This is a genomic window from Moritella sp. F3, assembly GCF_015082335.1.
GTDB lineage: Bacteria > Pseudomonadota > Gammaproteobacteria > Enterobacterales > Moritellaceae > Moritella.
This window is the reverse complement of record NZ_BLRL01000013.1, coordinates 1-12,961: the sequence shown is the minus strand read 5'-3', so window position 1 is coordinate 12,961 and position 12,961 is coordinate 1. Positions and strand designations below refer to the sequence as shown.

10 protein-coding genes and 2 tRNA genes are annotated in these 12,961 nt (G+C 40.8%); 3 read left to right on the top strand and 9 right to left on the bottom strand.

Annotated elements, in window-relative coordinates:
- Window positions 1-106: 106 nt before the first annotated feature.
- The 7 genes from uvrD to JFU56_RS17660 all read right to left on the bottom strand — a co-directional run bounded on the left by uvrD (window position 107) and on the right by JFU56_RS17660 (window position 7,114).
- Window positions 107-2,275 carry a DNA helicase II gene (uvrD, locus tag JFU56_RS17690; RefSeq protein WP_198438591.1) on the bottom strand — a complete coding sequence of 723 codons (2,169 nt, stop codon included), beginning with the start codon at window positions 2,273-2,275 and terminating at the stop codon, window positions 107-109.
- Window positions 2,276-2,321: 46 nt separating this feature from the next.
- Window positions 2,322-3,038, bottom strand: a complete 717-nt coding sequence (locus JFU56_RS17685) for an HAD-IA family hydrolase (RefSeq protein WP_198438590.1) — start codon at window positions 3,036-3,038, stop codon at window positions 2,322-2,324.
- Complete coding sequence (gene xerC / locus JFU56_RS17680) at window positions 3,038-4,024, bottom strand: tyrosine recombinase XerC (protein WP_374221052.1); 987 nt, start codon at window positions 4,022-4,024, stop codon at window positions 3,038-3,040. Before xerC ends, JFU56_RS17685 begins: the two co-directional genes overlap by 1 nt.
- On the bottom strand, window positions 4,002-4,727 hold the full coding sequence (locus JFU56_RS17675) for a DUF484 family protein (protein ID WP_198438589.1): 726 nt from the start codon (window positions 4,725-4,727) through the stop codon (window positions 4,002-4,004). The genes xerC and JFU56_RS17675 overlap by 23 nt, the downstream gene beginning before the upstream one ends.
- On the bottom strand, window positions 4,724-5,554 hold the full coding sequence (gene dapF, locus JFU56_RS17670; protein WP_198438588.1) for a diaminopimelate epimerase: 831 nt from the start codon (window positions 5,552-5,554) through the stop codon (window positions 4,724-4,726). The genes JFU56_RS17675 and dapF overlap by 4 nt, the downstream gene beginning before the upstream one ends.
- Before the next feature lie 42 nt (window positions 5,555-5,596).
- Window positions 5,597-6,850, bottom strand: a complete 1,254-nt coding sequence (lysA, locus tag JFU56_RS17665; RefSeq protein WP_198438587.1) for a diaminopimelate decarboxylase — start codon at window positions 6,848-6,850, stop codon at window positions 5,597-5,599.
- Window positions 6,851-6,916: 66 nt separating this feature from the next.
- Window positions 6,917-7,114 carry a lipoprotein gene (locus JFU56_RS17660; protein WP_198438586.1) on the bottom strand — a complete coding sequence of 66 codons (198 nt, stop codon included), beginning with the start codon at window positions 7,112-7,114 and terminating at the stop codon, window positions 6,917-6,919.
- A 76-nt stretch (window positions 7,115-7,190) separates the two neighbouring features.
- Here JFU56_RS17660 and cyaY point away from each other — a divergent pair, with 76 nt between their 5' ends.
- Window positions 7,191-7,502 carry an iron donor protein CyaY gene (gene cyaY, locus JFU56_RS17655; protein WP_198438585.1) on the top strand — a complete coding sequence of 104 codons (312 nt, stop codon included), beginning with the start codon at window positions 7,191-7,193 and terminating at the stop codon, window positions 7,500-7,502.
- Between the two features lie 733 nt (window positions 7,503-8,235).
- Here cyaY and JFU56_RS17650 read toward each other — a convergent pair.
- Both JFU56_RS17650 and JFU56_RS17645 read right to left on the bottom strand, forming a co-directional pair.
- Window positions 8,236-8,892, bottom strand: a complete 657-nt coding sequence (locus JFU56_RS17650; RefSeq protein WP_198438697.1) for a Qnr family pentapeptide repeat protein — start codon at window positions 8,890-8,892, stop codon at window positions 8,236-8,238.
- A gap of 938 nt (window positions 8,893-9,830) precedes the next feature.
- Window positions 9,831-12,314: a class I adenylate cyclase gene (locus JFU56_RS17645; protein ID WP_198438584.1), complete on the bottom strand. Its 2,484-nt coding sequence runs from the start codon at window positions 12,312-12,314 to the stop codon at window positions 9,831-9,833.
- A gap of 430 nt (window positions 12,315-12,744) precedes the next feature.
- Between JFU56_RS17645 and JFU56_RS17640 the strand changes: the two genes are divergently transcribed.
- Window positions 12,745-12,820 (top strand) — tRNA-Val (locus JFU56_RS17640).
- A gap of 66 nt (window positions 12,821-12,886) precedes the next feature.
- Window positions 12,887-12,959, top strand: a tRNA-Lys gene (locus JFU56_RS17635).
- Window positions 12,960-12,961: the final 2 nt, after the last annotated feature.

The following is a 12,961-nucleotide window of genomic DNA, read 5'->3' as shown; positions in this document are numbered from 1 at the left end:
ACTCCCTGTAGCCACATAGGTAACGCTAACATCCAAGTTAGCGTGCAATATGCAGTGATACTATCCTAAAAAATCGCGCAACTATACTACAAAAAGTTGAATCTGACTATAGAGCCTGCAATCTAGCGTAAGATACTACCAACCATTTGCTGCCGAGTTGATCAAACTCAATTTGAATACGACATTGCGGGCCACTGCCTTCATAGTTCATCACAATACCTTCACCAAATTTAGCGTGTAATACACGCTGACCTAATTGATACCCCGTCGACTCAAATGACATTTTTTCAGAACCGGCACTAAAACGGCCAAACTGCGTTGGTTGACGGATCTGAGTTTTTAAGCGGATCTCTTCAATGTACTTTTCTGGTATTTCACGAATGAAACGTGATGGACGGTGATTCATTTCTTTACCGTATAAACGACGTGACTCAGCATAACTAATGTAGAGTTTTTTCATTGCACGGGTAATACCCACATAACATAGACGACGTTCTTCTTCCATGCGGCCTGATTCTTCAGTCGATTGTTGACTAGGGAACATGCCCTCTTCAACCCCCACCATAAAGACCACAGGAAATTCCAAACCTTTAGCAGAATGCAGTGTCATCAGTTGCACTGCATCATCGAATTCATCAGCTTGTCCCTCTGCAGATTCCAATACCGCAAATGCTAAAAATGCCGATAGCTCGGTCATTTCTTCACTGTCATCAGGGATCTTAAAACCACGCGCGGCAGAAACTAATTCCTCTAAGTTCTCAATACGGGATTGGGCTTTTTCACCTTTCTCTAACTGAAACATAGATTTCAGGCCTGAATATAACACCACGTGATCGATTTGTTCATGCAGGGCCAACTCAGCAACATCATTATCAAGCGCCGTGATCAACTCGACGAATTTACGGATCGAACTCGCTGCGCGACCCGCGATCAGGTTGTTATCAAGTAAATAGATTGCAGCTTGCCATAACGTTGAACCTTGCTCACGACTCGCGTCACGCAACAAGGACAAAGCACGATCGCCAATGCCGCGAGTCGGTTTATTGACGATACGTTCAAATGCCGCGTCATCATCACGATTATTCTTCAAACGCATGTACGCCATTGCATCTTTGATTTCCAAACGATCAAAGAAGCGATGACCACCATAAATACGATAAGCGAGCTGCTCTTGTAATAGCGCATCTTCTACTACACGAGATTGCGCATTACTACGATATAAGATCGCGCAATCACTGAGTGAACCACCTTGATCTTGCCACTCTTTAATTCGGCCAACGACAAAGCGCGCTTCATCAACTTCATTGAACGAGGCATATAAAGAGATCGGGTCGCCTTCGTTATCTTCCGTCCATAACTCTTTACCCATACGCTCGCTGTTATTCACAATCAGCGCATTGGCGGCATTCAAAATATTACTACTCGAACGATAATTCTGCTCAAGCTTAATGGTTTTTGCACCTTCAAAATCAGTTAAGAAACGTTGGATGTTTGCGACTTGCGCGCCACGCCAGCCATAAATAGACTGATCATCATCACCCACGATCATCAAGTTACCGCGATCACCCGTTAACATACGTAACCACGCATATTGGATGTTATTGGTATCTTGGAATTCGTCGACCAGGATGTTCGAAAAACGATCTTGGTAGTGCGCTAAAATATGTGGTTTGTGTAACCACAGTTCATGTGAACGTAATAACAGTTCACCGAAATCGACTAAGCCAGCACGATCACAAGACTCTTGGTAAGCTTGATAAATCTTGATCCAGTTACGTTCAATCGGATCGTATGCCTGTAAGTGTTCAGGGCGTAGACCTTCGTCTTTTTTACCACCGATATACCACATCGCCTGTTTTGCTGGCCATTGTTTCTCATCTAGGTTCATGGCTTTGATCAAACGCTTTAGTAAGCGCAATTGATCATCACTGTCGATGATTTGAAATTCAGCTGGCAGACCGGCATCAAGATGATGAGCACGCAATAAACGGTGAGCGATACCATGGAAAGTACCGATCCACATACCTTGTTGACGACCATTTAATAGTTTATCAACACGGCCACGCATTTCAGCAGCAGCTTTATTGGTGAAGGTCACCGCTAATAAAGAATAAGGTGAGCATTGCTCCACCTGCATTAACCAAGCTAAGCGATGTACCAATACTCTGGTTTTGCCACTACCAGCGCCGGCTAAAACCAGCATACTTGATGGTGGTGCTGCAACAGCATTACGCTGCTCATCATTGAGGCCGTCCAGTAAGAGAGATACATCCATAATTTAGTCACCTTAGACTGTATATTTAATCAGTAGAATAAAAGGATTATAACAGGCTTGTTAATTCATCCAAGTGCGTTATTTCAATATCGGGTAAATGACTGGTTTTGTTACTTGTCATTAACGATTGTTGTTGATCATTAAACCAAGCTGACATGAAGCCATTACTGATTGCACCAGCGACATCAGACTTAAGATGATCACCGACATGGAGAATATGTTGGGGTGGTAATGCTAACGTGTCAGCCGCAAGCGTGAACAAATCTGGATACGGTTTCATTCTTAATCCATTGCCCGGTTTTATCACCGCGGTAAAAAAAGGCGTGAGGCCAATTTTATCGGTATCGACATTACCGTTAGTCACAGCAATTAACGGCACTTTACTCGCCAATTCAGATAACACGGCAAACGTATTTTCTGGCACAACAAAGTCACTGCGCACCGCAAGTACTTGCTTAAAAATACCTTCAGCGACTGAACGGGCATCCTGCTCACTATAACCGTGACGTAAAAATAATACCGTTAAACAAGCAATACGGATCGCACTGACATCATGCACCAAAGTCGGCTGTTGGTGAATCACCTGGCGTTGTAACTGTAACCAAGCATGACTGTCTAAATGGGTAATCTGTGGATATTGACTGCGCAAATGCATATGCATCCACGTTTCAGCTCGGCGTACCACGGGACCATTGTCATATAAGGTATCGTCTAGATCGAAACTCATGGCTTTGATCTGTTGTAATCGTCGATAGAATTTCATCAATCCTCTCTGTTCTTTTTCTTTGCTCGAGGGTGGGCAGCATCATATACCTTAGCCAGATGTTGAAAGTCCAAACTGGTGTAGATTTGAGTGGTACTGATATTAGCATGCCCCAATAATTCTTGTACGGCACGTAAATCGCCACTGGATTCAAGCATATGAGTGGCAAATGAATGACGTAATTTATGCGGATGTACATGACTCGTCAGTGTTTGTTGTTGCCCCCACTTCGCCATTCGGCTTTGTACACTGCGATGTGAGATCCGACGGCGCAATTGACTAATAAATAATGCAGGTTGCGTGCTATCAGCGTATTCACCACGTACTTTTAGCCACGCTTTTAATGCCGAGATCGCCACACTGCCGATGGGTAATTGACGTTGTTTATTGCCTTTACCAATCACGCGCATCGTTTTATCGCTTAACTTAACGTCTTTTAAATCTAAGTTAACCAATTCGTCTAACCGCAAGCCTGCCGAGTACATTAACTCCATCATGGCTTTATCACGCAGCACTAAAAACGGAGCATCTTTTTCTTCCGCATTGGATACAGCGAGTAGTTGATTAATTTCATCAACATCAAGATTCTTAGGTAACGCTTTATGTTGTCGAGGAGCAGATACGCCTTTGGCTGGGTTGGCGCTCAAGTCACCTTGCAGTACTAAATAATCACAAAAACTGCGCAATGCGGATAATTTAGTGGCCAAGCTGCGTGGCGATAAACCCAATTTATGATTTAAAGTCGCTAGCTTACGCACTTGGGATGCGTCAAGCGCATGCCATTCCGTGATAGGTAATGTCAGCATTTGCTCGGCGAATAGCGTCAAATGGCGACGATAATTACGCGCGGTATGCAAACTCAATTGACGCTCACTGGTGATATAACGTAAAAAACGGTCTATCGGTTTAAGCAATTGTATCGGTAGTTCGCAAGGTACAGGTAGCTCACTACCTGCTGCGATATTATTTTTTGATGGCGTTGTCACGTAAAGGCATCAGTTGCGGTAACAGGGTAGAGATAATGCGACAAAGTTGACCTAACAGCAAGTTATCCATACCCGCTTGGTAATGATCCCCATTAGCACTACCAATAGCGAGTAAACCATACTCACCGCGTTCACCCAATGCCATTAAGGCCACTGAGTTAACCAAAGCATCTTGACCAAACAATAAGGCTTTATCCACACCCGTAACAGGTCCAAAATAATGATCACCTCCGGCAAATTGTTGCTGACGAATGCGAATTAATTGTCCAGCTGAGATAGCGAGAGGTAAATATTGCGATTTGAGGTGAAAATAAGCTTCATTAAGATGTAAATTAACAGCCGCTAAAGGCAACTGAGACTGGATCTCATTGACTAAAATACGCTGCATCTGCATCACTGAAGTACAATGAAACAGTGCCGTATAAATATCCGCATAAATACGAAATAATTTATCGTTGTCAGCGGCAATCGCCACTAATTGTTGTAACTGTTGTTCTAAATCAGCAATGCGTTGGCGTTGACGCTCTAACCGTATAGTCACTAAAGATACGCTGCCTTGCTGACCATGAGAAATAGACAGAGAATCAACTAAATCATTATTGCGTACAAAAAAATCCGGTTCCGCCTGTAAAAAAGCAATCACATCCTGCTCTGAAATAGTGGGCGGTTCCACATTTAACACCGACGCTGACACATCGATCATATATTTATCTGTCCATCGTAAACATGTGTTGCAGGTCCCGTCATAAAGACCGGAGTACCTGGACCACGCCATGATATTTGTAATTTACCGCCAGGCAGTTCCATACATACATCTTGACCTAGTTTACCTTGCAATTGACCGACAACAGCTGCCGCACAAGCACCTGTACCACACGCTTGCGTTTCACCAACACCACGCTCATAAACACGTAACTTAGCGTGGTCAGGCGACAATACTTGCATAAAGCCAGCATTAACACGATTAGGGAAACGTTCATGGTGGGCAATCGCATGACCTAGGTCTGCTAAGGGTGCCGTCTCAATATCATCAACTAATGTCACACAATGTGGATTACCCATAGATACCGCGCCACAAAATACCGTGCTTTCTAATGCGCGTAAAATATAGGTTTTTTCTTGTTGCTTGGCTCGAAATGGAATTTTATCAGGGGCTAATTCAGGCACCCCCATGTTCACCGTGATCTGGCCATCATATTCAACCTGCAAGGAAATCTTACCAGCACTGGTACTTACCGCAATTTTACTCTTATTCGTTAAACCTTTATGACGAACAAAACTCGCAAAACAGCGTGCACCATTGCCACACTGCTCTACTTCACTACCGTCAGAATTAAAAATGCGATAATGAAAATCAAGATCAGGATCATAAGGCGCTTCAACCACTAACAACTGATCAAAGCCAATACCGGTATTTCTATCCGCTAAGCGTCGGATATTGTCATTATTAAAAAATACATTTTGAGTAACACAGTCAACAACCATGAAATCATTACCCAAACCGTGCATTTTTGAAAACTGTATAAACATATGAACCTGTAACCCTTATTCTATTCAGTCGGTAAACTATTATTACGCAGGTAAAATCGTTTCATCTTTCCAGATTTCTGCAAGTTCTTCTCTGCGGCGGATCAAATGAGCGACATCACCATCAACCATTACTTCTGCAGGACGACTACGCGAATTATAGTTAGAACTCATTGTTGAGCCATAAGCACCGGCAGAGCGCACCACGATATAATCATCCATCGCGATCGTTAAATCACGATTCTTACCTAAAAAATCACCAGTTTCACAAATTGGACCAACAACATCATAGTTTCGAGATTCACGCACTAATGATTTATTCACTGGTACAATAGCTTGCCACGCACTGTATAACGCAGGACGAATCAGATCATTCATCGCTGCATCAACGATAGCAAAGTTTTTATGTTCAGTAAGTTTAATATACTCAACTTTACTGACCAAAATACCGGCATTCGCCATGATCGCACGACCAGGTTCAAAAATAAGTGCCAGTTTACGACCAGCTAATTTATCTTTTAGTGCCTGCGCATATTCCGCTGGTAATGGTGGTGTTTCGCCTTCATAAGGAACGCCTAAACCGCCGCCTACATCAAGGTGTGCAAGTACAATACCTTGTGCTGATAGTTTATCAATTAATACCAGTAACTTATCTACCGCTTCTAAAAACGGTGAAAGCTCGGTTAACTGAGAACCGATATGGCAATCAACGCCATTCAATTTAATACCAGCCATTTTGCTAGCCGCTTGATAAACGCCTTCAGCAAGGTCGATATCGATACCGAATTTATTTTCTTTTAAACCCGTTGAAATATACGGGTGCGTTCCTGCATCAATATTCGGATTTACGCGAATAGACACTGGCGCTTGCACACCGCGACTTAGCGCGACTTCATTAATACGCTCGAGTTCTGATGTTGATTCAACATTGAAACAATGAATTTGATGATCGAGTGCTAAATTAATTTCAGCGACTGTTTTACCAACACCAGAAAATACGATTTTGCTTGGATCACCACCGGCTGCTATAACGCGTAATAACTCACCACCAGAAACAATATCAAAGCCTGAACCTAAACGCGCCATCACGTTAAGCACAGCAATATTTGAATTAGCTTTTACGGCATAACAAACCAAATGTGGATGTTCACCAGCAGCATCATTAAATGCATGCCAATGACGTTCGATCGTCGCTCGGCTATATACATACGTCGGTGTACCAAACTTTTTTGCTACGTCAGCTACAGCACACAGTTCCGCAAATAACTGGCCATCATCCTGATAATTAAAGTAATCCAATGCTCTATTCCTTTTCTATAAATCGTAAACACATCCATTCATTGTCGATCATGCAACAATGTTTGTTTATTCAGTTGCCTCACTTGGCGTTTCACTTTCAGCATTACTAACAACACTTGTCTCGGCCTGTTTTGGCTTAGTTTTTCCCGCATCAGGTCCTGTTCCAGGTGCATACAAAGGACCTGAAATACCACAACCACTCAACAAGCTAGCACTAAATAACAAGGCTAATGTAATAAATGTTGTTTTTCTTACTTGGCTCATAACCGACTCAATGATAAATTAATTCTATCCCTTATAATCGCACTGACAAAATTAAAAGCAATAGGATTAATAAAAAATGACTGATTCAGAATTCCACGAACAAGTAGATGAGCTATTAATTAGCTTTGAAGAGATCATTGATGACAGTGATGTTGAGCTCGATTATGAAAACAGCAACAGTATTTTGACTTTATACTGCCGTGACGGTTCGCAAATCATTTTGAACAAACAAGCGCCATTACATCAGCTTTGGGTAGCAACAAAAGCCAATGGCCATCATTTTGCATTTACCAACGATGCATGGATTGATAACCGCACCCAACAAGAATTATCAGTGGTATTAACTGATGCCGTTAAAAATCAAGGCGGCGAAGACGTTAGCTTTTAACGTGATGGCATAGCAAGGGCGTAATTAAGGCTTATATCCTTACTATGGTTTCAGTAAAACAACTGCTTATCTGATTGTTTTTGTTCTACTTTAGTTATTTCATCACTGCGATTACTAAATTTTAGGCAAAGAAAAGGCCGCACTAGAAAACTAATGCGGCCTTTTACGTTGTCGTAATAGCTCATATCCTTGAACTTATTGTGCTCCCTGCACTTAGACGTTTTACCTAATCCGTTAGGTGATTTACTTTTCCCCAATCCTTTGAGTTGTTCCTTTGGCAATCCTAGCCTAACAAGTCATCCTAACCTGTTTCTCATCTCCGTCCTGGAGGTGTCCATTATTCACTCTAAATCCGTGAGTGCTATCCTTGTTATCCACCACATCCTTGCGGTTTCAGTAGAGAGCCAAGTCATCATCCTGATGAGCTTCCTGCGTCTCTGGAAACAAATATAACAAATCTAAAAACAATAAATAGCGATAAAAAACAAATTAAATTAGAGCTACAACACTAACCCATCCGTGGTAATCACTCTAAATAGCGTGAGAATAGGCTTTAAGCCTTACTCATAAAGAAATAAAAACAGTCACACCCTAGGATCACACTTGAATATAAGTACTTTATCTACAGGTCTGCATAGCCGATCTCTTACACGCTAAAAATAGCCTATAAATACCATGTTTATTGAATCAGCAATAGCAGCCATAAATGTGTGATCATGATCACTGTGCCTTATTAATCACTACCAATGATCAATCCAAAAGGGGCTAATAGTTGTTCCTGCTGCCAACTGCAAATCGTCACGCCCTGCAAATTCACCCGTCGAGGGTCAAGCCCAGTAAGATCCACATGACTTAAATTACAATGCTGAAGATTAAACTGTGACCAAATCTCTTGCGAGAACTCGCCACGACTCAGATCTGAGCCCTGCAATGATGCCCCAACTAAATTACAGCCGGTCCAGCGGTTTTCATACAACTCACATTTTTCGAGGCGTTGATCGGCAAGGTTGGCATAACTCAAGTTACATTGGCTTATATATGCAGAACAGAAGAAGGTTTTATGCGTGATATAATTAGCAAAGCTAGCTCGGTTAAAATCTGTACCTTGCAGATTACAACCTCGAAATTCAATACCAAAACATTCAGCCCCAATAAATTGACTCATATTTAAGTCACAATGTTTAAAACTGCACCCTTTCAAGTCGGCGTAATCAAATCGACAACCAGACAGGTTACCCGATTCAAAGAATTGGCAATCTATAAATTCGGCATCATTTAACTGCGCATGATTAAAATCACAACGGTAAAAAGCACAGCGCGTAAAAATCATCGATTCTAAATCTTGATCGCTAAAATCAGTTTCAATAAAAGTATTATCGGTCGTCTTCATCATCTTGTTCCCTTGCTCGAATTAGCATCAGATTACTACCAATATGCACCCGATACCTAGTACTATTCCACCACTAAATTGAAATAAAAACACAGGCTTATAATAGCTATTTTAAGCAGGGTAAAAGCGCTTTAACGAGGAGAAAACAAATCTAACGACATGGCAGTCGAATATTCAGGAACGGTTAACAGACATAAGCTCTCGCACCGTAATAGCGCATACTAACAAGTGCGTAATTATAGACTGAGATTGTTCAATAAAGCAGCACGGTAGTGTGAGTAGGTAATTTCAGAAGAGGTGGGAAATAAAACAGCAGATAAAGAAAAGGACGGCATAAATGCCGTCCTTAAGTAGTCACGTAGCCCAATCCTTGAACTAATTTTGCTCCCTGCAAATTGACTTACCTAATTTCCTTTAGGTTTAACTCCCAATCCATCGGGTATTTTTTTATTACCATCCTGGTACAATAAATCAATCCGATTTATTTCATCTCCATCCTGGAGGTGTCCTTAAACTCAAATCCGTTGAGTGTCCATCGCATCTTCATCCTGAAGACTTTTCCTTGCGACCACATCCTGTGGTAAATCCTATTCGATAATCCATATCTAGTCAGTAATCCTTACCAACTACGTCTGCGTCCTTACGGATACCTACTATAGAGAAATCCCATTTTGCTGCAATGCATAAATCGATTTTTTTGCATAAAAAATACAAGATACAGATCACACTATTAACTTAAGGTAATAATATCAACAAGATGATAAGTAGGACAAGGTGTATCACATTGCTAAAAACGAATAAGCCCACAACCATGGAATAGTTAACTCTTACGTTTAAAATAGGCAATGTCTTACAGTTGTAAATCAAATTTAAAAATAAAATTTGTCGTTTTCAATAAAAACGCCTAAGAGATGAAATCACTGATATAAATGAGGGTACTATTTCGTCGATACGTAAGGAATAACTTCTAACTCTTGGCTTTCAGAATAAACGATATCGTAAAATTGTGGTAAGTTGAAATTAGCAAACGTACCTTCGTTGCGGGATTCTTCTTGAGAGTTGGTATAAAAACGATGAACACCTTTGATCAGCTCATCTTTATTGCCACTTAAATGCTGGTACGTTTCGACACGGTTAGCTTCATCAACAATATAGACGTTAAAGCCATTTTTATAATTCTCAAAAAAGAACTGTACCAAACCTTCTGACGAATGTGACTCAACCGCAAGAGGTGTACCTTCTGCCGTTGTCGTTTTATCAATACGCAATGGCATTTGCTCTAACTTGCGTTCAGAAATATGGTTATATAAATCAAGAGATGTCTCAAGTTTACGAATAGACACGCCACGACGCTCAAAATAAATACCAAAGCGGTCATCACTAATAGTCAGCATTTTAACTACCTGGTCTTTATCACGTTGTAACCGCGTACTAATACAATCTCGTACCAAACGCTCAAAGCTATGACGGATCAAACCACGAAAATGTAAGCTATAACAGAACACTTTAATCGAATCAGGTTCCGTCGCATCTTGATGCATTTTGCCCATGATAGTCGTCAATGCGTCAACAATACGCTCTTCACCAGAAAAATGCAGCGTGCGCACTTCATTCCAGGAATTACGATAAATAAGATCAATACTACCGACTAAGCAGGCTTTACAATCACCAAACGAGAAGACATCACTGGTATTGGTATCAAATTCAATAATACGACCGCCCCAATGGTTCGTCGGATCGTGCTCTAAATTTAAAAATATAGATAAATCACGAATCTCGCAAGGTCGGCTTAACGCTTGATTCGATGCAGGTTTTGCTTGTATCGGAAATTTACTCTTAAGATCTTTACAGAATGAATTCAATACATCGCTATTCATATCAGAGTCTTGATTAAAAATATCGACTTCAGTTTTATCTGCCATCAAGCCATTAAAGTAACTCCAGGCAACCAGCTTACTTAGATAACCGTTATGTTCCAATGGTTTACGACCAACAATCTGCATTGGTTCAAGCGATGAATTATATAAGTACCAGCCGGAATTATTAAAACGGCCATCGGGAACTTGTACAAAACTAAGTTGCTGTTCGGATAAGTCAGGTGATATCTGCGGGTTAATATAAGTCACTTTACCCGGCAAAGATTCAAATGCAGCATATAACTTACGGGACAAAATACCGATATCAGCAGGATTAATCGATTCACTGATATTATTACGACGAGCAAAGCCAATAAGGTTACGATAACCCTTCATCATTGCATCAAGTAATTCGGGATGCGCCTCTTGTACTTGCTCAATTTTCCAATTGTCACGATTATCAAGATGAGCAATACGATCGGGATGCCAGTCCCATTCACTGATAACCTCTGCCACAGAAGTACGATGCCATTCTGGACGCGCTAGTTTTTCCGCAGCGCAATTACCACTGAACATTTTTAAGTAAAAACAACGACGTAATAAATCAACACGCGCGTTATCGCCTATCTTTTCAAGATAAGCAGTTACTTTTACTAAAATTTGATAATAAGTATCGTGTGACAATTCCAACTGCAGTGAAGAGGCTAATTGAAAGTTTTCTTTCATTATTTGCGATAATAAGCGGTTATTTGGGTATTCCGCAGAGTAGGCTTCCATTAATAACGTTTTCAATACCGCTTTGTAAGGGGAATCAATACCTTTATAAAGCTGCCACAATGCAGAACCAAAATACTCTTCAGCTGGAATACGTGGAAAACCACCTAAATCAACCCACTCTTCACGATCAATGATGCCATCAGCCACCAATTCATCGACATAGTCATCATAATTATTATCAAATTCTACAGGTAAAATGTGCCAAAGGCTGGGTTTACCTGCGATCCGCAAAGCACTACGATAAAATTCATCTAACAAAAGAAAGTGTTGGGCGCTGCCACAACTTTCTTTTGTCATCACCGCATTATTTACTTTTCGGAACTTATCTTCTGCAATCAGAAAAAAGTTAACTTCGACATGATAGGTCTCTGCCCACGCGGTGATTAGCGTGCATTTCTGCTCTAATAACTGCGCTTGTTCTTCACTCATAGCTGGATCATGGCATACCCAAATGTCGAGATCACTGCGCCAATTTTGGCCAATAGATCCGGTACTGCCCATGGCATATAAGCTATATATAGGCGAACACGTTGCACATTTGTCATCTAACTCAATATTTAATGCCGTTAAATAATCTTGCTGTTGTTCGTCAGGTGTAAATAGGCAAATACCATAAGGTACTGTTCCTGCTAGATAAACAGGTAGATTAGGGTGATTACAATGCAGTAAAAGAGGTAAAATAGCTGTCACTTCGCGCCCATTGTCATCCATTAAGGATAAGGCACGATCAAGTCTAAGTTGGTTGAACAACTTAGCTTTCTGTTTCAGTTCAACAATTTTATTCTGCAAAATAAAACCTTAAATGAGAGAAAACCATGCTTAATTTTATTGATTATTTACAACAAAATTGAGCCTATATAAGACAGGCATAGAAGTGTGATGATGCTAACAGTTTTCTAGATAATGGTAAACTTATAGCACCAAAATAGTCACATTATTAATATGGGATAGGATTAAATTCGCTAAAAATGACGCAGGTTATTGGTTTATCATATTTGTTGCCGTTCACAAATATGTTATCTACTATTAGTAATCCTGCTTCAGCTGAGCACTAACGCACAATTAATAAACAAAAAGAAGTAAAAAAGATCGCCACGAAACAATTTAAATAAAATAATTGATTTAGGGGTTGCATAAACATTTGGAAGTGGATAATATCTGCCTCCTCGATTAGGGGCGCTGCTTCAAAACAACGTTACCAATATTAATCGAAAGTATGGGGTCCTTAGCTCAGTTGGGAGAGCATCGCCCTTACAAGGCGAGGGTCACTGGTTCAAGCCCAGTAGGACCCACCATATATTAAATCTGGTTATCTATTTTATAAGATACGTAACGGGATTTACTATGAAGAAAGAATTCGGGGGCTGTTAGCTCAGTTGGTAGAGCAGTTGACTTTTAATCAATTGGTCGAAGGTTCAAATCCTTCACAGCCCACC